The sequence below is a fragment of the Bacteroides sp. RTP21281st1_H5_RTP21281_210402 genome (assembly GCF_040918965.1).
In the GTDB taxonomy this organism is placed as follows: Bacteria; Bacteroidota; Bacteroidia; order Bacteroidales; family Bacteroidaceae; genus Bacteroides; species Bacteroides congonensis.
In genome coordinates this window covers 165,824-188,818 of sequence record NZ_JBCOWR010000013.1, presented here as the reverse complement: position 1 = coordinate 188,818, position 22,995 = coordinate 165,824, and the positions used below count along the sequence as shown (strand labels likewise).

Annotated in this window: 12 protein-coding genes and 1 tRNA gene; 12 read left to right on the top strand and 1 reads right to left on the bottom strand. The window is 44.8% G+C overall.

The window, feature by feature from the left end:
• Positions 1 to 273: 273 nt before the first annotated feature.
• Complete coding sequence (carB, locus tag AB5443_RS18695) at positions 274 to 3,495, top strand: carbamoyl-phosphate synthase (glutamine-hydrolyzing) large subunit (protein WP_277135017.1); 3,222 nt, start codon at positions 274 to 276, stop codon at positions 3,493 to 3,495.
• A 269-nt stretch (positions 3,496 to 3,764) separates the two neighbouring features.
• On the opposite strand, the gene AB5443_RS18690 is transcribed toward carB, so the two are convergent.
• Positions 3,765 to 5,747, bottom strand: coding sequence for a family 20 glycosylhydrolase (locus AB5443_RS18690; RefSeq protein WP_277135018.1), 1,983 nt, complete (start codon positions 5,745 to 5,747; stop codon positions 3,765 to 3,767).
• A 136-nt stretch (positions 5,748 to 5,883) separates the two neighbouring features.
• On the opposite strand from AB5443_RS18690, the gene yaaA reads away from it, so the two are divergent.
• The 11 genes from yaaA (at position 5,884) to AB5443_RS18635 (ending at position 22,637) form a co-directional block, all read left to right on the top strand.
• Positions 5,884 to 6,657: a peroxide stress protein YaaA gene (gene yaaA / locus AB5443_RS18685; protein ID WP_277135019.1), complete on the top strand. Its 774-nt coding sequence runs from the start codon at positions 5,884 to 5,886 to the stop codon at positions 6,655 to 6,657.
• Between the two features lie 208 nt (positions 6,658 to 6,865).
• Positions 6,866 to 6,940, top strand: a tRNA-Val gene (locus AB5443_RS18680).
• 144 nt (positions 6,941 to 7,084) lie between these two features.
• On the top strand, positions 7,085 to 8,431 hold the full coding sequence (purB, locus tag AB5443_RS18675) for an adenylosuccinate lyase (RefSeq protein WP_195405707.1): 1,347 nt from the start codon (positions 7,085 to 7,087) through the stop codon (positions 8,429 to 8,431).
• 74 nt (positions 8,432 to 8,505) lie between these two features.
• Complete coding sequence (locus tag AB5443_RS18670; protein ID WP_277135020.1) at positions 8,506 to 9,999, top strand: pseudouridine synthase; 1,494 nt, start codon at positions 8,506 to 8,508, stop codon at positions 9,997 to 9,999.
• A gap of 105 nt (positions 10,000 to 10,104) precedes the next feature.
• Positions 10,105 to 11,508: an asparagine--tRNA ligase gene (gene asnS, locus AB5443_RS18665; protein WP_277135021.1), complete on the top strand. Its 1,404-nt coding sequence runs from the start codon at positions 10,105 to 10,107 to the stop codon at positions 11,506 to 11,508.
• Between the two features lie 139 nt (positions 11,509 to 11,647).
• Positions 11,648 to 12,139 (top strand): DUF4488 domain-containing protein, encoded by a 492-nt coding sequence (locus AB5443_RS18660; protein WP_277135022.1) that lies wholly within the window; start codon positions 11,648 to 11,650, stop codon positions 12,137 to 12,139.
• Between the two features lie 338 nt (positions 12,140 to 12,477).
• Positions 12,478 to 14,235 (top strand): ATP-binding protein, encoded by a 1,758-nt coding sequence (locus AB5443_RS18655; RefSeq protein ID WP_277135023.1) that lies wholly within the window; start codon positions 12,478 to 12,480, stop codon positions 14,233 to 14,235.
• A gap of 264 nt (positions 14,236 to 14,499) precedes the next feature.
• On the top strand, positions 14,500 to 15,699 hold the full coding sequence (locus tag AB5443_RS18650) for a glycoside hydrolase family 88 protein (RefSeq protein ID WP_044653749.1): 1,200 nt from the start codon (positions 14,500 to 14,502) through the stop codon (positions 15,697 to 15,699).
• 196 nt (positions 15,700 to 15,895) lie between these two features.
• Complete coding sequence (locus AB5443_RS18645; protein WP_277135024.1) at positions 15,896 to 20,035, top strand: hybrid sensor histidine kinase/response regulator transcription factor; 4,140 nt, start codon at positions 15,896 to 15,898, stop codon at positions 20,033 to 20,035.
• A gap of 214 nt (positions 20,036 to 20,249) precedes the next feature.
• The gene (locus tag AB5443_RS18640) at positions 20,250 to 22,076 is read left to right on the top strand and encodes a phage tail tape measure protein (RefSeq protein WP_368114262.1); all 1,827 of its coding nucleotides are present in this window, start codon (positions 20,250 to 20,252) and stop codon (positions 22,074 to 22,076) included.
• A 27-nt stretch (positions 22,077 to 22,103) separates the two neighbouring features.
• The gene (locus tag AB5443_RS18635; RefSeq protein ID WP_368114263.1) at positions 22,104 to 22,637 is read left to right on the top strand and encodes a phage virion morphogenesis protein; all 534 of its coding nucleotides are present in this window, start codon (positions 22,104 to 22,106) and stop codon (positions 22,635 to 22,637) included.
• Positions 22,638 to 22,995: the final 358 nt, after the last annotated feature.

Genomic DNA, 22,995 nt, shown 5'->3' with positions numbered 1-22,995 from the left:
ACTTCACTGTAAAAAAGTAGGCGTTTCTTTTTGCCATGTGCAAAATATGTCGTTACTTTGCACAAATTTTGAAATCGACAATGAACCAACAAGAAATCAGAAGTAAGTATTATCTACATTCGGATGTTTTGCACCCGGAAACGGCAGGCTTCTTCTCTTTTCTCCAAAAACGATATTTTAGTTCTTTGGTAATGCGTTAATCCTTTTTTGAGGGTAACGCATTTTTTTTATGAACGAACTTAGAAACAACAACTTATTATAACAACAAAAGAAATGGAAAAGGAAATCAAGAAAGTTCTCGTTTTGGGCTCTGGAGCACTCAAAATCGGACAGGCCGGAGAGTTCGACTACTCAGGCTCACAAGCACTGAAAGCTTTGAAAGAAGAAGGTATCAGCTCAGTATTGGTAAACCCGAACATCGCAACCATTCAGACTTCTGAAGGGATTGCCGATAAAGTGTATTTCCTTCCCGTAAACACTTATTTTGTAGAAGAAATTATCAAGAAAGAACGTCCCGACGGTATCCTGCTGGCATTCGGCGGACAGACTGCGCTGAACTGCGGCGCAGAACTCTACACACAAGGTATTCTTGATAAGTACGGAGTGAAGGTGCTTGGTACATCGGTAGAAGCCATCATGTACACAGAAGACCGCGACCTGTTCGTTAAGAAACTGGACGAAATCGACATGAAGACCCCGGTGAGCCAGGCTGTAGAAAGCATGGAAGACGCGATTGCCGCAGCACGCAAAATCGGTTATCCGGTGATGGTACGCTCTGCTTACGCACTGGGTGGTCTTGGTAGCGGTATCTGCGCTAACGAGGAAGAATTCCTGAAACTGGCGGAAAGCTCATTCGCCTTCTCTAAACAAATCCTTGTAGAAGAATCTCTGAAAGGCTGGAAAGAAATTGAATTTGAAGTAATCCGCGACGCTAACGACCACTGCTTCACAGTAGCCAGCATGGAAAACTTCGACCCGCTGGGTATCCACACAGGTGAATCTATCGTTGTTGCTCCTACTTGCTCACTGGACGACAAGGAACTGAAAATGTTGCAGGAACTTTCTACGAAATGTATCCGCCACCTGGGTATCGTAGGTGAATGTAACATCCAGTACGCATTCAACTCTGATACGGACGACTACCGTGTGATTGAAGTAAACGCCCGTCTGAGCCGTTCTTCCGCTCTGGCTTCCAAGGCTACCGGTTATCCGTTGGCATTCGTTGCCGCCAAGATTGCTTTGGGTTACTCACTCGACCAAATCGGTGAGATGGGAACTCCGAACTCAGCTTATGTCGCTCCGCAACTCGACTACTATATCTGTAAAATCCCTCGTTGGGACTTGACGAAATTCGCCGGTGTATCCCGCGAAATCGGTTCAAGCATGAAGTCAGTAGGCGAAATCATGTCTATCGGCCGCTCTTTCGAAGAAATCATCCAGAAAGGTCTTCGTATGATTGGTCAGGGTATGCACGGTTTCGTAGGAAATGATGATTCACATTTTGACGATCTCGACAAAGAGCTGTCTCGCCCTACAGACCTGCGTGTCTTCGCTATCGCGCAGGCAATGGAAGAAGGATATACTATCGACCGTATCCATGAACTGACTAAGATTGACCCTTGGTTCCTCGGCAAACTGAAAAATATCGTTGATTACAAAGCCAAATTGTCTACTTATAATAAGGTGGAAGATATCCCGGCTGACGTAATGCGCGAAGCTAAGATCTTAGGTTTCTCTGACTTCCAAATCGCCCGTTTCGTTTTGAACCCGACCGGAAACATGGAGAAAGAAAATCTTGCTGTACGTGCTCACCGTAAATCTTTGGGTATCCTTCCGGCTGTAAAACGCATCAACACCGTCGCTTCCGAACATCCGGAACTGACCAACTACCTGTATATGACCTATGCAGTGGAAGGTTATGATGTAAACTATTATAAGAATGAGAAATCAGTAGTCGTACTGGGTTCGGGTGCTTACCGCATCGGTAGCTCGGTAGAATTTGACTGGTGTTCGGTGAACGCTGTTCAGACTGCCCGCAAACTGGGTTACAAGTCTATCATGATTAACTACAACCCCGAAACGGTTTCTACCGACTACGATATGTGCGACCGTCTGTATTTCGACGAACTTTCCTTCGAACGTGTACTTGACGTAATCGACCTTGAACAACCTCGCGGCGTCATCGTTTCCGTAGGTGGACAGATTCCGAACAACCTGGCTATGAAACTGTATCGTCAGTCAGTTCCTGTACTGGGTACTTCTCCGATTTCCATCGACCGTGCCGAAAACCGTAACAAGTTCTCCGCTATGCTCGACCAACTGGGTATCGACCAACCGGCTTGGATGGAACTTACCAGTCTTGAAGAAGTGAAAGGCTTCGTAGAAAAAGTAGGTTATCCAGTATTGGTTCGTCCTTCTTACGTTCTTTCGGGAGCTGCAATGAATGTTTGCTACGATGACGAAGAACTGGAGAACTTCCTGAAGATGGCTGCCGAAGTTTCTAAGGAATATCCGGTAGTTGTTTCCCAATTCCTCGAAAATACAAAAGAAATTGAATTTGACGCTGTTGCGCAGAACGGTGAAGTGGTAGAGTACGCAATCTCCGAACACGTGGAATTTGCGGGTGTTCACTCCGGTGACGCTACGTTGGTATTCCCGGCTCAGAAGATTTACTTTGCGACTGCACGCCGCATCAAGAAAATCAGCCGTCAGATTGCCAAAGAACTTAATATTTCCGGCCCGTTCAACATTCAGTTCCTTGCCCGCAACAATGAGGTGAAAGTTATCGAATGCAACCTGCGTGCTTCGCGTAGCTTCCCGTTTGTTTCCAAAGTACTGAAACGCAACTTTATCGAAACCGCTACCCGCATCATGTTGGATGCTCCCTATTCACAACCGGATAAATCGGCATTCGATATTGACTGGATCGGTGTAAAAGCTTCTCAGTTCTCTTTCTCCCGTCTGCATAAGGCTGACCCGGTATTGGGCGTAGATATGTCTTCTACTGGTGAAGTGGGATGTATCGGTGACGACTTCTCCGAAGCATTGCTGAACGCGATGATCGCTACCGGCTTCAAGATTCCTGAAAAAGCAGTAATGTTCTCTTCAGGTGCTATGAAGTCGAAAGTTGATTTGTTGGATGCAAGCCGTATGTTGTTCGCGAAGGGATACAAAGTGTATGCTACCGCCGGAACTGCCGCATTCCTGAATGCTCATGGTGTAGATACGACTCCGGTTTACTGGCCGGATGAAAAACCGGATGCAGAGAACAACGTAATGAAGATGATTGCCGACCACAAATTCGACTTGATTGTCAACATTCCGAAGAATCACAGCAAACGCGAATTGACGAATGGTTACCGTATCCGCCGTGGTGCTATCGACCATAATATTCCGTTGATTACAAATGCCCGTCTGGCAAGTGCCTTTATCGAGGCATTCTGTGAACTTAAACTGAATGATATTCAGATTAAGAGCTGGCAGGAATATAAATAAAAAAACTGCTTTAGCTGATTATCCCAATAAAAGAACTCCCTCTCCGGTTTGTCCGAAGGGGGAGTTTTTCTTTTGCGGTAAGGACTAAATTTCAGAGCCATAATGATAGAACCGTTTCCCTATAAGGGAACGTGAGTATCCATACCGGGAAACGCTAGTATCCTCGTAGGGAAACGGTTGTTTCTCCGTAGAGATACGGGAGTTTCCGTTACAGGAAACGATAGGAAACTATAAGTCTCTGATTCTTAAATTAGTAGGATTACTTTCTATTATTTGCTTACACAGTAATTATATACCTTTAGATTTTCTATCTGGCTATTGAAATCTCCGGCTTTTTCCAACGGGAAAAACAATGTACGGATATAGTTCATGGAATCTTTTCCCGCATTGAAGTAAAGTTTCTGCATATTCATTTCTTCAATTACCTTTCCGTTCACTCTAAGTGTAGTGCTGCGGCTGTCACCTTCAATCTGAACCGTAGCCTTCTCTCCCGGATTCACCTTATATGGGAAAGTATTCAAATAACCGTCGCGTGCAAAACCCATCATGCCGCGAATCGGGTCTGTCAGGTAGAAGACGGCGTTCGGTGAACGGAATAGTTCTGTTCCGCTTTTCTCCAGTGCTCCGGTGATGTCGAAACTTACCGTATAGTTATAGCCGATTTCAGGATAATCGGACGTACTGCCGGGAGTAACTGTGGAACGTTCATAGACTAATGCGGGGCTCTTGCCGATTCTTCCCATCTGATTGACTCCGGGAGCTTCGCTGATGGCGGCACGCTTTTCATTATATGTTTCGTAAGGCAGACTCGTATCTTTGCCTGTCCACATTTTCACGGCAAGAGTTTGCAGGGCGGGGAATACACGGTGATGAATATCTTTCACTGAAATACCATTACCAACGTGGTCGTTCCAGACAGCGAACATACCTCCGAGGATGGCAGGGTGCTTTTCTTCGAATACGGCTTTGCCGATATGCGCCGGTGTCCATTTGTTATATAAGAATGATTCGTTGAGGTAATCGTAGTAATATCCGGCTATGGGAACCAGGTAAACCATTCCATCGGGAATACTGATAAGCTGGTAGCCGTCTTTTATCATGGTTGCCGGGTCGGCATATCCGTTGTACCAAGCATTCATGAGAACGTTCTCTGATTTGACGGGAGTGTCACCTTTGGCATGGGTGAGTGCGCCCCAAACCATGGCTTGTTTGCCGAATCCTTCTACCAGGCGGATATAATGATCGGTGAACGCACGGAATTTTTCTACCACGTCCTTTTTCGCATTCGAGTATTCGTCAGTACCGATATGTACGCGGTTTCCTACAAATACGGGATTGTCTCCTTCCAGATATTCTTTGAACAAGGCATCCATAAATTCATAAGTTTCCGGCTTGAACAGGTCAAGATGATCCATTCCGTACTCCTTGCTGCCGATTTCCGGTTTGTAATGGGCGAACGCAAGTGAATGGGCGGGGATATCAATCTCCGGTATGATTTCTATAAAGTTGGCTGCTGCCTGTTTTTGGAAATCAATAAATTCTTTTTTTGAATAAGAACCGTCGCGGGCAGTCAGTCCCGGATAAGTGTCAGACTCCAGGCGGAAAGCGGCATACGTCTTGTCCCAGTTGTGTTCAAAGTATTGCTTGAACCCGTTATCATTCAGATGGACTTGCAAGGTGTTCATCTTATAATAAGCCATGATTTTCACCAGGTCTTGGAGATAAGGCATCGGGATAAATTTCCGACCGCAGTCTATCATAAACCCACGGATGGGATAGTCGGGATAATCACGGATAGTCCCTTTGGGAAGTTGATGGTCGGTGGTTTGTTCCGCTATTTGCAGGAGGGTGCGTGTACTCCAGTAAAGTCCGGTAGGAGTCGGAGCGGAGAGCGTCACGCGGTCGGCTATCTTGATGTCATAGCCTTCTTGTCCCAGTTTCTTGTCTTTCGACAATGATAGGACGAAATCTCCGGCTTTCGCTTTGCCTTCCGTCACGTTCAATACTTGTCCGAACATTTGTTGATAGTCATCGGCGAACATTCGTGCTATTCTCAATAGTTCGGGATTGGATGAAGTGCAGACGATTTTCGCATCCGTTTCCGGAATAAAATTACCGTCTTTTCCCGTCCATTGTTTCAGTTCGGGAACTACGAATGGTTTCGGATTAACGGCTGCGCGGGATAAATTCCCGGTCAGACAAAAGATTGTCAATAGGCATAGCACTTTCAGGGGGATCAGTGTGTGTCTCATAAGGGGGATTTTTGTTATTAATAAATGATTAAAGTTAATTGTCGGGCGAAAATAAGGATAATTTGGCTATCCGCCGGTAAGAGAAGCGATTTATTTTTTATTTTTGTTCTTTAAAAAGATAAAATCAGATTTAAACATGTTAGTACTTCTATCCTGTGCCAAGACTATGAGCGGGACTTCAAAGGTGAAAGTGCCTTTGAATACAGTTCCGCGTTTTCAAAAAGAAGCGTCGGGGATTGCTTTGCAGATGTCCCAGTTTTCGGTGGACGAACTGGAACGCTTGTTGCGTGTGAATTCGAAGATAGCCGTAGAAAATTATAAACGTTATCAAACCTTTCATGGGGAAGGAACGCCTGAACTCCCCGCTTTGCTGGCTTACACCGGAATCGTGTTCAAACGTCTGAACGCGAAGGATTTCTCCAAAGATGATTTTGAATATGCGCAGGAACACCTGCGACTGACCTCTTTCTGTTATGGCCTGTTGCGGCCGTTGGATACCATTCGTTCCTATCGTTTGGAAGGCGACGTGGTGCTGCCGGAATTGGGAAATCAGACCATGTTCTCTTATTGGCAGTCCCGCCTGACGGATGTGTTCATAGAAGATATAAAGAAGGCGGGTGGAGTACTCTGTAACCTGGCAAGTGACGAGATGAAAGGCTTGTTCGACTGGAAACGGGTGGAGAAAGAAGTGCGTGTCATCACCCCCGAATTTCAAGTGTGGAAGAATGGAAAATTGGCTTCGATAGTAATCTATATAAAGATGTCCCGTGGCGAAATGACACGTTTCATCCTGAAGAATAAGATTGAAAATCCTGAAGAACTGAAAAAATTCTCTTGGGAAGGATTCGAATTCAATGCATCCCTTTCGGACGAAAAGAAGTTTGTATTTACGAATGGTAGAGAAGTATAAGGTATGCTTAGGCAGAAGTATAAAATAGTTGCGGCGGTTATTAGCTTAAAGAATTGACATCTGCACGAAAAAAAACTTTTTTTGTTATTTGTTGATAATCAGTAGTTTTGTCAAAAGGGTAAAAACTTTCTTGAAAAATAATAGAAGAAATGTTTGGAGGTTTCAAAAAAAGCCGTACCTTTGCATCGCTTTTGAAACGGAAGTGTAAGGGCGTTTAGCTCAGCTGGTTCAGAGCATCTGCCTTACAAGCAGAGGGTCGGCGGTTCGAATCCGTCAACGCCCACTACCAAAAGGGAAGTCTTACGAAGTATTTCGTGAGACTTTTTTTATTTCTTACCGCTTTTATACAAACTTTCTCTATCCTTTTGCCTTATAACTCAGGAAAAAGAGTTAATTTTGCAGTCTGATAATTATCTTAAGAAAACGTATGGAACTTGATGTATTAACGGCCATATCCCCGATTGATGGTCGATATAGAGGCAAAACTAAAGCTTTGGCAGCCTATTTCTCTGAATTTGCACTGATTAAATACCGTGTACAGGTAGAGGTGGAATACTTTATCACCTTGTGCGAACTTCCTTTGCCACAACTAAAAGGAGTCGATAGCAGCGTGTTTGAAACTTTACGGAATATCTACCGTAACTTCTCCGAAGCAGACGCACAACGCATTAAAGATATCGAAAGTGTGACGAATCACGACGTGAAGGCCGTAGAATACTTCCTTAAAGAAGAATTTGACAAAATGGGCGGAATGGATGACTATAAGGAATTCATTCACTTCGGACTGACTTCGCAGGATATTAACAATACGTCTGTTCCCCTTTCTATCAAGGAAGCACTGGAACAGGTCTACTATCCGTTGGTTGAAGAACTGATTGCGCAGTTGAAAACGTATGCGACAGAATGGGCTGATATCCCGATGCTTGCCAAGACTCACGGTCAACCGGCTTCTCCTACCCGTTTGGGCAAGGAAGTGATGGTATTCGTTTACCGTATGGAACGCCAGTTGGCAATGTTGAAGGCTTGTCCGATTACTGCCAAGTTCGGCGGTGCTACCGGAAATTACAATGCGCACCATGTAGCATATCCCCAGTATGACTGGAAACAATTCGGCAATCTATTTGTTGCAGAAAAACTAGGATTGGAACGTGAGGAATATACAACGCAGATTTCGAACTATGATAACCTTTCCGCTGTTTTTGATGCAATGAAGCGTATCAATACCATCATGGTAGATATGAACCGTGACTTCTGGCAGTATATCTCCATGGAGTACTTCAAGCAGAAAATCAAAGCCGGAGAAGTGGGCTCAAGCGCCATGCCGCACAAAGTGAACCCGATCGACTTCGAAAATGCGGAAGGGAACCTGGGCATTGCAACTTCTATTTTGGAGCACCTGGCAGTGAAACTTCCGGTTTCACGTTTGCAACGTGACCTGACCGACTCTACCGTTCTGCGTAACGTAGGCGTGCCTTTCGGTCATATCGTGATTGCGATTCAGAGTTCTTTGAAAGGATTGCGCAAGCTGCTGCTGAACGAACCGGCCATTTATCGTGATTTGGATAATTGCTGGAGCGTAGTGGCGGAAGCTATTCAGACAATCCTGCGCCGTGAGGCTTATCCGCATCCGTATGAAGCTTTGAAAGCTTTGACCCGGACGAACCAGGCGATTACAGAAAGTTCTATCAAAGAGTTTATCGAAGAATTGAATGTAAGCGAAGAGATTAAAAAAGAGTTAAGAGCAATAACCCCGCATACTTATACGGGACTTTAATTGTTTACTTATACAATAAACGTGTTTTTTAAATAGGCCGTGAGGCCAAAGTCTAATTTTATTCGAATAAAAAAATGAGCACAGAAAACGAAGAATGGCGCGAAAATTCTTTCAATGAGGAGAATACAGGTGCCGGCCGTGATGGTAACAGGTCTTACAACAGAGAAGGTGGAGAACGTCCGTATCGTCCTTCTTACAACCGTGAAGGCGGGGAGCGTCCGTATCGCCCGCGATTTAATACCAATAATGAAGGTGGAGAACGCCCGCAGCGTTCTTATGGCGACCGCTCTTACGGCGACCGTCCTCAACGTCCTTCCTACAATCGTGAAGGTGGCGATCGCCCGTATCGTCCTCGCTTCAATAACAATGAAGGTGGCGAACGTCCGCAACGTCCCCGCTTCAATAGCGAAGGTGGTGGCTCTTACGGCGACCGTCCCCAACGTCCTTCTTACAATCGTGAAGGTGGTTCATATGGCGACCGTCCGCAACGTCCCCGCTTCAATAGCGAAGGTGGTGGCTCTTACGGTGACCGTCCCCAACGCCCTTCTTACAATCGTGAAGGTGGTGACCGTCCGTACCGTCCCCGCTTTAATAATGAAGGTGGCGACCGTCCGCAGCGTCCTTACAATCGTGAAGGTGGCGACCGTCCGTATCGTCCCCGTTTCAATAACGGTGAAGGTGGTGGCGGCTATCGCAGCAACAACGGTGGCGGTGGTGGTTATCGTCCGAGATACAACAACGACCGTCAGGGCGGATACCGTCCTCGTCCTCGTACCGGCGATTATGATCCGAATGCCAAGTACAGCATTAAGAAACAAATCGAGTACAAGGAACAGTTTGTTGATCCGAACGAACCGATTCGTCTGAATAAGTTCCTGGCTAACGCAGGTGTTTGTTCACGTCGTGAGGCTGACGAATTTATCACAGCAGGCGTGGTTTCTGTAAACGGTGAGGTGGTTACTGAATTGGGTACAAAAATCAAACGCTCGGATGTGGTGAAGTTCCACGAGGAACCGGTTAGCATCGAACGTAAGGTATACGTACTGCTGAACAAGCCCAAAGATACCGTTACTACATCGGATGACCCGCAGGAACGCCGTACGGTAATGGATTTGGTGAAAGGCGCTTGTAACGAACGTATTTACCCGGTAGGACGTCTTGACCGTAACACAACCGGTGTACTGTTACTGACGAATGACGGTGACCTGGCTTCCAAGCTGACACACCCGAAGTTCCTGAAGAAGAAAATCTATCACGTTCAGTTGGACAAGAATCTGGCAAAAGCGGATATGGAGCAGATTGCAGCCGGCATCCAGTTGGAAGACGGCGAAATACATGCAGATGCTATCAGCTATACAGATGATTTCAGAAAAGACCAGGTAGGTATCGAAATTCACTCCGGCAAGAACCGTGTTGTTCGCCGTATTTTCGAATCATTGGGTTATAAAGTAATAAAACTCGACCGTGTATTCTTCGCCGGACTGACCAAGAAAGGTCTGCGTCGCGGAGACTGGCGTTACCTGACGGAAGCAGAAGTAAACTACCTCCGAATGGGTTCGTTTGAATAATAAGTCAATAAATAACAACTTGACAGGGGACGAGGAAAGAGAGCAGGAAAAAATGAATCTTGCAATTGAAACCTCGTCTTCTTGTATCTAAAAAGAAAAAGTTAAATGGAAAAGATTGGTAGAACAAAAATTGTTGATCTGTTGAAGCGCACAGATATTGGTGCTATGGTCAATGTGAAAGGATGGGTTCGCACCCGCAGAGGTAGCAAACAAGTAAACTTTATCGCACTGAATGACGGTTCTACAATAAATAATTTGCAGGTCGTAGTAGATTTGGCTAATTTCGATGAAGAGATGCTGAAACTGATTACCACCGGCGCTTGTATCAGCGTGAACGGAGAAATGGTAGAGTCAGTTGGTTCCGGCCAGAAAGTGGAAGTACAGGCTCGTGAAATCGAAGTGCTGGGTACTTGCGATAACACATATCCATTGCAGAAGAAAGGTCATTCTATGGAATTCTTGCGTGAGATTGCTCACTTGCGTCCGCGTACCAATACATTTGGTGCAGTGTTCCGTATTCGTCACAACATGGCGATTGCTATTCACAAGTTTTTCCATGACAGGGGTTTCTTCTATTTCCATACGCCGATCATTACAGCTTCTGACTGTGAAGGTGCCGGACAGATGTTTCAGGTAACTACCATGAACCTGTATGACTTGAAGAAAGACGAGAGAGGTTCCATCTCTTATGAGGACGACTTCTTTGGCAAGCAAGCCAGCCTGACCGTTTCCGGTCAGTTGGAAGGTGAGTTGGCCGCTACTGCGCTGGGCTCTATCTACACATTCGGCCCTACGTTCCGTGCCGAAAATTCCAATACTCCTCGCCACCTGGCAGAGTTCTGGATGATTGAGCCGGAAGTTGCCTTCAACGACATTATTGACAATATGGACTTGGCTGAAGAGTTCATCAAGTATTGTGTGAAATGGGCGTTGGAAAACTGTACGGACGACGTGACGTTCCTCAACAATATGTTCGATAAGGGATTGATTGAACGTCTGCAAGGTGTATTGAAAGATGATTTCGTTCGTCTGCCTTATACAGACGGTATCAAGATTTTGGAAGATGCCATAGCAAAAGGCCATAAGTTTGAGTTCCCGGTTTACTGGGGCGTAGACTTGGCTTCCGAGCACGAACGTTATCTGGTGGAAGAACATTTCAAACGTCCGGTTATCCTGACTGACTATCCGAAAGACATCAAGGCTTTCTATATGAAGCAGAATGAGGATGGTAAGACGGTACGTGCAATGGATGTTCTTTTCCCGAAAATCGGTGAGATTATCGGTGGTTCCGAACGTGAATCGGATTATGACAAGCTGATGACCCGTATTGAAGAAATGCATATCCCGATGAAGGATATGTGGTGGTATCTGGATACCCGTAAGTTCGGTACTTGTCCTCACTCCGGCTTCGGACTCGGTTTCGAACGTTTGTTGCTTTTCGTAACAGGTATGTCGAACATCCGTGACGTGATACCGTTCCCGCGTACACCAAGAAATGCTGATTTCTAATATTTCGGTATATTTATGTAAGACTCGCATAATCTTTCGGTTATGCGAGTTTTTTTATGCCATTCATTGTTCTATTCTCAAAATAAATTTTTATATTTGGGGATACGCATAGAAGAGTGTTAACTAAAATAATACGACAATGAAAAAGCTCTATTTCTCTACCATGCTTTCAATAATGTTGTTGGCGGTAACAGGTGCGATGGCCCAGAAGAAAACTAAATTCAAAGCGGCCGAGTTGAAAGGTATTTGGCAACTTTGCCATTATGTGTCGGAATCTCCCGATGTTCCGGGAGAGTTGAAACCCAGTAATACATTCAAAGTATTGAGTGATGACGGAAGAATTGTGAACTTCACTGTTATCCCCGGTTCCAGTGCGATTATTACAGGATATGGGACATGGAAACTCTTGACGGACGATTCTTATAAAGAAAGTATAGAAAAGAATATTCATCTTCCGATGTTGGACAATCAGGATAATATTCTCGAATTTGAAATTAAGGACAGTGATTTCCTGCATTTAAAATATTTCATCAAGAATGATTTGAATGGAAATGAACTGAATACCTGGTATTATGAAACTTGGAAACGGGTGGAAATGCCGGCTAAGTTTCCGGAAGATATTGTGCGATAACATATAATTGATGTGGAAGTTATTCGTTAATAATAATTGAGGGTACTATTTATATTTGTCATGTAGTTTTCTGTGATGGATATTATTTAGTCGGTTTTTATCATGCGGAGACTTTTTCAATAGGGAAAGTCTCTGCATGTTTTTAGAGGATTTAATTCTATCTTTACACTTGCCTCTAGGGAGAGGTTATCTTTTTCTTTCGTGTATGAGATAAAATCTACCTATAATGCTTAAAAATATACTCGGATACCTTCTCTCGACAATAACTTTCACTATCTTTGTGTGTGGAAGTTTGTAAAACTGTTGATTAAGATAAGGAAATAGCAGGAGGACAGAAAATGGATCCAATGAAATATATTGTACCGGACAGAAAACGTTTGCCTTACGGCATGATGAACTTCGCGGATATCCGCCTCGAGAATTATTATTATGTGGACAAGACCCGTTTCATCTCCATGATAGAACAGGCCGACCGCTATTTCTTCTTCATCCGTCCGCGTCGTTTCGGCAAAAGTCTTACATTGAATATGCTGAGACAATACTATGACGTGTATACCAGGGATAAATTCGATACCCTTTTTGGTGACCTCTATATCGGAAAGTATCCCACTCCCGACCGTAACAGTTATCTGGTGCTTTATCTTAACTTCTCCGGTATTATCGGTGAGCTAAACAACTATCGCAACGGACTGGATGCTCATTGCAGAATCACTTTCGAGAACTTTTGCAAGAAATATGCCGACCTTCTGCCTCAAGGCACGCTGGAAGGATTTTACCAAGTTAGTGGAGCCGTAGAACAATTGGATTACCTCTATCAAGCCTGCGAACGTGCCGGACAGAAAATGTATCTTTTCATTGACGAGTACGACCACTTCACTAACGCTATCCTTTCCGATGCTGATAGCCTACACCGCTACACCAATGAAACACACGGCGAAGGCTATCTGCGTGCCTTCTTCAACAAAGTAAAGACAGGGACGGATTCCAGCATCAAGCGTTGCTTCATTACCGGTGTCAGCCCTGTGACGATGGACGACCTCACCAGCGGCTTCAATATCGGCACGAATTACTCGCTTACATCGGAATTTAATGAAATGATGGGATTCACTGAAGGAGAAGTACGCGAAATGCTGACTTACTATTCAACCAACAGTCCCTTCCAGCATAGCGTAGATGAACTGATTGAAATAATGAAACCGTGGTATGATAACTATTGTTTTGCACAGGAATGTTATGGAGATACCACGATGTACAATTCTAATATGGTGCTCTACTTCGTTAAAAACTACATCATGCGTGGTAAAGTTCCCCAAGATATGGTAGAAGATAATATCCGCATTGACTACGAGAAGCTACGTATGCTTATCCGCAAGGACAAAGAGTTTGCTCATGATGCTTCTGTCATTCAAACGCTAGTAAGCCAAGGCTTCATCACCGGCGAGTTAAAGAAAGGTTTCCCTGCCATCAACATCACCCATCCAGACAACTTCATAAGCCTGCTCTACTATTTCGGCATGCTCACCATCAGCGGATTGTATAAAGGAAAAACCAAACTGACCATCCCTAACATAGTGGTTCAGGAACAACTTTATACTTATTTGCTGAGTACGTACAATGATGCCGACTTGAGTTTCAGCAGTTACGAAAAGAGTGAACTTGCCAGTCGGCTAGCCTATGATGGCGACTGGAAAGCCTATTTTGGCTACATTGCCGACTGCCTGAAACGTTACGCTTCCCAGCGCGACAAGCAGAAAGGCGAATTTTTCGTTCACGGCTTCACTCTTGCCATGACTGCGCAGAACCGCTTCTATCGCCCTATCTCCGAACAAGACACGCAAGCAGGCTACGTAGACATTTTCCTTTGTCCCTTGCTCGACATCTATCCCGACATGAAGCATAGCTACATTGTTGAGTTGAAATACGCCAAATATAAAGATCCAGAAACCTGTGTGGAGGAACTGCGTCAGGAAGCCATCGTACAGGTCAATCGCTATGCGGATACCGATACGGTGAAACAAGCCGTCGGCTCTACGCAGTTGCACAAGATTGTAGTGGTATATAAAGGTATGGAAATGCGGGTATGTGAGGAACTATAATTGGTTGCTATTTCCTTCAGTGTTATAGGTTATAAGTTTCTACATGATGTGCGTTTGAGGGGGAGCGGATTAACTTCCTGAAAGTAAATGGAAGGAATTGTGGAATCCGTGCCGTTTTATTTAAATAAAAGATAAAAACGAAACAGTTTTGGACGAAATCAAAGTCCGTTGAAATAGAAACGGAAATGAAAAAGAAGATATATAAACTCTGTTTCTTCGCATAGCCTTACCTTTGCCTGCATCAACAATAGTAGAATTATAACAATGAAAAACAAACTTTTACTGGCTGTAGGAAGTCTTGCTTTCCTGACTGCCTGCAATGCTCCGAAAGGAAATGAGATGGAATGGTTCGACCATGCAGTGAAAACATCCGGACATCAGTTGCTCTATATGGCTGAACAATTGAAGGATGAGCCGGATACCGCCTGCTTCCCCCGTTCGATAAAAGAGGGAAAGTACCGGTTGGAACATCCCACGGACTGGACAAGCGGTTTCTACCCCGGTTCGATGTGGTTGGCATACGAGTTGACCGGTGATGAGGCTTTGGCAAAGGAAGCACGGAAGTACACGAACCGCCTGCAGGATATGCAGTATTACACGGGGAATCACGATTTGGGTTTTATGATGTTTTGCAGTTACGGGCAAGGCCTTCGATTGAAACCGGAGCCGGCTGACAGTCTGATTCTTGTTCATTCATCCGAAAGCCTTTGCTCCCGTTTCAGCCCGAAAGTGGGGTTGATTCGTTCATGGGACTTCGGCGACTGGAGTTATCCGGTGATTATTGATAATATGATGAACCTCGAAATGCTGTTCTGGGCTTCGGAACAGACCAATAACCCTAAGTATCGTGATATTGCTATTTCCCATGCCGACAAGACGCTGAAGAATCATTTCCGACCGGACATGACTTCTTATCATGTGGTAAGTTATTCGGCGGACAGTGATACGGTGGAATCAAAAGGAACTTTTCAGGGATATGCCGATTCTTCCGCCTGGGCACGTGGTCAGGCATGGGGAGTGTATGGTTACACCATGTGTTACCGTTTCACCAAACAGCAGAACTACCTGGATGCCGCCCATAAAATAGCCCGTTTTATTATCGACCACCGTCCGGCGGAAAATGATTATATTCCTTACTGGGATTATGACGCGCCCAAGATACCGGATGAGCCGAGAGACGCTTCCGCCGCCGCTGTAACAGCTTCCGCATTACTGGAACTGAGCGGATATGGGGACAAGAAACAAGGGGAGGAATATTTCCGTTATGCGGAAAATATCCTGAAACAACTGTCGTCCGAAGAATATCTGGCGAAAGAGGGAGAGAACCACGGTTTTATCCTGCTTCATTCTGTCGGCAGTTTCCCGCACGACAGCGAAATTGATACGCCGTTGAATTATGCCGATTATTACTATCTGGAAGCTTTGAAACGCTATAAGGATTTGAAAGAGAAATCGGATAATTAATTTGAGTTTCGCATATGCTGCATTCCGCATGGCTTCCGGAAGGAGGAGAAGCTATGCAGAAACTTGCGGGACTTCAGTAGTATAGTATTAGTTTTTTAGGTAGATGCCGTTCTTTATATGAGTTAAAAAACAGGATTCCTTTATAAGATTGAATTGAAAATTCCTATCTTTACAATAAATTCTTCAATATCAGCTCATGAAAGACCGGCATTTGCTATTTAAGTACGTATTCGGATTATCCGTTTGCTTATTGTTTCTTCCTCTATATACCGTGCTGGCTGACGACAGCCCTATCCATTTCAAGCGTCTGTCCGTAGATGACGGACTGTCGCAGAATACGGTGCTTGCTTTGACGCAAGACCATAATAATAAGATTTGGGTAGGCACGATAGACGGGCTGAACTGGTATGAAGGTTCCCGTTTCGCTTCTTATTACAGGGCGCCGGACGATACGGCAAGCCTGGCGAATAATCATATTTATTCACTACACACCGACCCGCAGGGAGCGGTATGGATTGGCACTCAGGTCGGCTTGTCCCGTTATAATATCGTAGGAAATAACTTCACCAACTACTCCTCACCGGACAATCAGCCGATGCAGGTACTGGCGATCGGCGAACCGGAAGAGGGCGGCCGGCTCCTGCTTGCCACGAATGCCGGATTGATGATTTTCAATAAGAACACGGGACAGATGAAGGTACAACCGGAGCTTGCCGGAAAAACAATCTATTCCGTCTGCCGGATGAATGACGGCTTTCTGCTGGGAACGTCGGAAGGCGTATATTTCTACTATGAACGCAATGAAAACGTGACGCGGCTTCTTCTTCAACTGAAAGGGGAAGTGATTTCCGGCATGCTCTATGATGACAGAACCGGTAACTGCTGGCTCGCGTCATTGACCAACGGAGTGTATTGCATTGATAACAATTTTCAGATAAAAAAGCACTATAACAAGCAGAATACGCCCGCCTGCTTCCTGACAAACTCAGTCAGGACATTGTGTCAGGACGATAAGGGAAGAATATGGATAGGCACGATGGAAGGGTTGCTTATTCTTGAACCGGAGACGGAGAATTTCCAACTCTGCCGCTTCTCTTTCGAAGACCCTACCTCGTTAGGACACAACTCTATCCGCTCTATTTTGAAAGATAACCAGGGCGGTATGTGGATCGGTACGTTCTACGGCGGACTGAATTATTATCATCCTTTGGCTCCCGCTTTCGGACGTCTGCAACATTCTGCATGGCGGAACTCTCTGAGTGACAACACCGTGAGCTGTATATCCGAAGAACCGGACAGCGGGAATCTGTGGATTGGTACGAACGACGGCGGGCTGAATTACTACAACCGGAAAACCGGAAATTTCTCATTCTTTCGTGCGGGTACTTCCGCCAATTCCCTGAAGTCTGATAATATAAAATGTATATGGACGGATAAGGACGGCAGCGTCTATGTGGGCACTCATGGCGGAGGACTGAGCCGGCTGAACCGCAAGAGCGGCAGGATAGAGACATACGACTTCCCCCATTCGGTTTCCCTGAACAACAGTTGCTATTCCATATTGGACGGAACAGATTTGGATGGAACAGAGTTGGACAGAACAAAATCGGCCGGAACGCTTTGGGTAGGAGGGATGAACGGGCTTTTCCTCTTTGATAAACAGACAGGAGAACTCTCGCCGCATCCGTTGGCCAAGAAGCATAACAAACTGGAGAATGTGCTGATATATACTTTGTTCCGCGACTCGAAAGGCCGAATCTGGATAGGAACGGAAGAAAGCCTGTTCCTGTATGCCGGTGGGAAACTGGAAGAACTGCATCTTTCCTCTTCCGCCTATCTGCATGGATTGATACAAGCCTTCTGTGTGTTGGAAGACAGCCGTCACGACATCTGGGTAGGCTCTTCCACAGGGCTGTACTGCTATAAAGAGGGCGCACCGACCGTATGGGAGCAATATACAATGAAAGACGGTCTGCCGAACGACTTTATTTATAGCATACTGGAAGATGAACGGGGGCGTTTGTGGCTCACAACGAACAAGGGTTTGTCCTGTTTCAACAGGGAAGACGGCACTTTCCTCAATTATACGAAGCAGGACGGACTGCCGCACGACCAGTTCAATTATTTCGGAGCTTGCAAGGCGAAGGACGGTACTTTCTTCCTGGGCTCTTTAGGCGGTGTCGCCTACTTCAAACCCTACGAACTGGGAGATAACCCGTATTCTCCGGACGCCGTTGTCACAGGAGCCGTAGTCTTTAATCAAGTGATTACGGATATGAAAAGCGATCGGGTACGCTATTATCAGGACGCGCAGGGGCGTATGCTCGGCATGTCGTTCCCTTCCGACCAGAAGTTGTTCAATATCCGGTTTGCTGTTATCAACTATTTGGCGGGCAAACGGAACCAGTTTGTTTACAAGTTGGAAGGATTTGAAACGGAATGGAACTATTCCCGTCATGTTTCATTCGCACGGGCGAGTTACTCCAATCTTCCGCCGGGCGAATATGTCTTTAAAGTGAAGGCATGCAACAACAACGGCAAGTGGAGTGAAGCGACCACCGAATTTTTCGTGCACATCATCCCGATGTGGTATCAGACTTGGTGGGCAAAGACCCTCTTTGCCTGTTTCTTCCTGGGGCTTCTCTTTTTCATCATCTACTTCTTCATAGCCCGTGCCAAGATGAAGATGCAGGTGAGAATCGAGCAGATAGAACGGAGCAAGATAGAAGAAGTCAGCCAAGAGAAAGTGCGTTTTTATATGAATATGTCCCATGAATTGCGCACTCCGTTGAGCCTGATACTGGCTCCGCTGGAGGAACTACTCGGGCAGAAAAGTGCGATAGACACTCCTGTGCGGCAGAAATTGGATTATGTATATAAGAATGGGCGGAAGCTGTTGCACATAGTCAATCAATTGCTTGATTTCCGCAAAGCCGAAGCGGGAGCGCTGCCGGTTCATGTGATGCCGGTGAATGTGGAAGGATTGTTGCAGGACGTTCTTGCCCTGTTTAATGAAAACGCGCAGAAGCGTGCTATCAGTGTCAGCATGGAGTCCGACCTGAAAGGGCGGCTGCTTCCGGCAGACAAGGCATATCTGGAGACTATCCTGATGAATCTCCTGTCAAACGCCTTTAAGTTTACGCCGGACGGTGGAAATATCTCGCTCTCTCTACACGCGGAGGGGGATACGTACAGTTTCACGGTGAGGGATAGCGGCATCGGTATATCCGCGGAACAGCTTGACCGTATTTTCGAACGTTTCTATCAGGTGGACGGGCAGCGGAAAGGAACAGGCATCGGACTGTCATTGGTGAAAATGCTCGTAGAGAAACATCACGGAACTATCACCGTGGCAAGTGAGCCCAACCGATACACGGAATTTAAAGTCACTTTGCCTGCCGATATAAATACCTTCGCGGAAAAAGAACGGGAATTGCCGGAACAGGAAGCCGTAGTAACCGTTTCTTCGCGGGAACTCCCGTTGACTGATGAATATTTCTCCGGTGAAACTCCGGCTGCGGTATCCGAAGAAACGTCTCCGGACGGCGGACAACCGGAGACTGCCGGTGAAGAAGAACGTCCTACTATCTTGCTGGTGGATGACAATAAGGAGATGGTGGACTATCTGAAAGACAATTTCCGGCAGACGTATGTGACGCTTACGGCCGGAAACGGGGAAGAAGCGTTGGCTATCATGAAGGAACATCGGGTAGATATTGTCCTTTCCGACGTGATGATGCCGGGAATAGACGGAATCAAACTTTGCCAGTTAATCAAGAGAAATCTGCAAACCTGCCATATTCCGGTACTTCTGCTGTCCGCCAAAGGAAGTGTTGATGCGCAGACAGAGGGTATTCAGGCGGGAGCGGACGATTACATGGCAAAGCCATTCTCCATTCAATTGCTGAAAGGGAAGATAGCCAACCAGTTGAAAGCGCGCCAACGCTTGAAACATTATTATTCGAACACGATTGATATTGATACCGCCAAGATGACTTCCAATAATTTGGATGAGGAGTTTATGAGCAAAGCTATTCAGGTGGTGGAAGAGAATATCGGTAACGAGGGCTTCACGTCTGACGAACTGGCGGGCAAACTTTGCATGAGCCGTTCGTCGCTTTATCTCAAGATGAATTCCGTATCCGGTGAACCGCCCGCAAACTTTATCCGGCGTATCCGTTTCAATAAGGCTTGTAAGCTGCTGCTTGAGGGACGTTATTCCATTTCAGAGATTAGCAGCATGGTCGGTTTCGGCTCTTCTTCCTATTTCTCTACCAGTTTCAAGAAGTACGTAGGTTGCTTGCCCTCGGAATATGTAAAACAGCATACTAAATAACGTCAGTTACTCAAACTTATATTGAACTGACGTTAAATAAATCTATCGGGCTTATGCAAGATTTAGTATAATCGGCAAAACAAATAGTGCTAATAAAAAAAACAAATCGTATAAATTTCGTTTTTAAGCATTTCACATGGTTATCATGATTGCATTGCAATCAATAAAGATATTCCTTACATTTGTCACATTAGGAATATAATGTGCTGATGATATGAACGGACAGGCAAAAATAGAACTCCTGCTTTCTCTTAAGAATAAGATTCGTGTGGGATTGAATCAGGCAAAACAAGACACCTTCAAGGGTGTTAACGCAATGCAAGCAAAGATGAATACTTTAAAATTCAACTTTGCAAAGAACTCAAAAGAAATAATCAACGAAGTCCCATTGATTGGAAATGCTTTCAAGTTGGCGTCAAACCCCATTTCATTGACAGTGGCAGGCGTTGCGGCTTTAGGCAAGGGAATAGACTATACAACCCAGAAGGCGGCAGACTTCAATACACAGTTCCGCAACCTTGCAAACCTTAATTTGGATAAAAGTAAAAGAGAGATAGCCTCTTTGAGACGCATGGTATTGGATACCGCATTTGATAAAGGATTTGATACGGACAAAACCAGTATGGGCTACTTTGACGTCCAGAGTACTACGGGCAAATTTGGTCGTGAAGTAAAGCGTATTGTAGAAAAGCAAGGAGAGTTTGCCAATCTTATGCAAGCGGATTTCAACGAATATATTGCCGGAACCGCCAAAGGAATGGCAAACTTTGGCTTTGGAGCTGAAAAATTAGATGAATTTAATCGTTCTGCCTATGCTACAGTGAAAGTAGGTGTGACAACTTTCGATCAGCTTGCAAAAGTTCAGTCCGTTTATGCAGGAGCCGCCGCAGCCAACAATCAAACATTTGATACAGCAAATAAACTGCTAGCTCTTTTCACCGTCAAAACCAAATCTGTCGATGAGGCCGCTACGCTTACAAAATCGATGTTTAATGATCTCACCAAAGATGCCACTATTAAAGCCTTCAAGAAAATCGGGATTAGCATCTACGACACGAATGGTAATATAAAGCAGGCCGACAGTCTTATGATGGAACTAAACAAAAAGTTCTTGGCTTTGGATGGGGATAAAAAAGTAATAGCCCTCAAAAATCAATTCACGGGCTCCGAAGGTCTTATATCATTAGTACAGGCAGCAACCGACAAGAGCGGACAACTTCAAAACACATTTGACAGTTTTGATTCCACCAAGTTAGGGCTTAACAAAGCTTTAGAGCTGGCCAGAAATGACGTAAATTACATTAATGAAACTCTTCAAAACAAAATAAAAGCATTAGAGATTCAGATCGGCACAAACCTGTTACCTCTCAAAGAATGGTGGGCACAGTTAAAACTTGAGATGATTAATGGTGTAATGTGGGTTATAAGAGGCGAACAAGGCAATAAGAACAAGCAATATAATGAAGGATGGACAAAACAAAGCGAAGAATATGGAAACGTACTACAAACTGCTGCTAATCTAACTAAAGAGCAATATACTGAAAAGTTGTCAGAGTTAAATATTGCTCTAAAAGCCATAGATGACACCCACTGGAAAGCAGTAAAAGACGTAAATAACATGTCTGCTCCCTTATATATTTGGGGTGGAGAAAATCGTCAATTATGGCGTGAAGAACAATCCGGATACATTTTGGATTACTCCAAAGGTAAAATGGACTTCATGAAAAACTTAATACGTGATTTCCAGAACAAATGGCAGACAAAAACAAACTTTGGCCGCAATGTACTTTCTCCTCTTGACCCGACAAAAAAAGATGATACTAACAGCAATGCCAATTCGACCACTCTTGACAATAGCGTCGATTCTGTGACGGGTTCTGCCCGTCAGATTCGTAACCTTACGGTAAACATCGAGGCTTTCAATAAAGGGGGAATCAATACACAAAATACAAATCTCCAACACATGGAACCTACACAGATAGAGGAGTGGTTTACTGACATGTGTATGCGTGTGGTACGTAGCATTGAATCAACCTATTAAATAACATTTAAACCACGTTTAAACATTATGAAGCCTGATTATAGAGAGCTATCGCGTATATGTGCAAGCGTAGAACATGCTATCAGTATAATCCCTCAAAAAGCTGCTGTAATAGCTGTAAATTTCTCCAAAGAGCGTTTTATAAAAAAAAATTGGGTAGACACCACCGAAACTCCTTGGAAAAAGACAAAAAAACTCAAAGGTTCTACCCTTGTAAAATCCGGACGCCTTAAACGAAGCATCCGTAAAGTATACGTGGGAGCAAATTATGTCATTATTGGTACTGATGTACCTTACGCACGCATACATAACGATGGCGGTACTATTGAAGGCACAGAACAAGTAAGGCCACACCAACGTCGTGCTCACAAACGAAAAGCCTACACCCGTTCCGGAAAGCGGATTAAAGCAGGAACCATTCGTGCCCATACGGTCAAAAGCCATAAACGCAAGTTTAAACGTACGTTCATTCAACGCAAGTTCATAGGGCAATCCGAGCACCTTACCAATCAATTAACCAGCATGATACAAACTGAAATACAAAAAGCAATTGGGATATAATGAGGTCGTTAGGATAACAAAATGAAAGGCAACTATATTTAGCCGCCTTTCATCCTATTTATGTTTAAGTCCAAGTACCATACGGCATAATAAAATTCTTGAGAATATTACGTACCTCCTTCCCCAACAAGGAAGCCCTGCTCTTATTCTTGAAGTAATTTCCTTGTTTGAAACGTGCGTAATGAATTCCCGAATCAAGTCCATCGTCTGTTGCAGTACGTTCAGCCATATCCGTATCAATATAATAATACTGGCTTCCGGCTTCTACACGACTAATCGCTCTATTCACCACTTTTTTGAACCCGTAATCAAATGTCAGATTCTTTTCGTTAAGATGCTTTCTGAATTCCCTCATTTG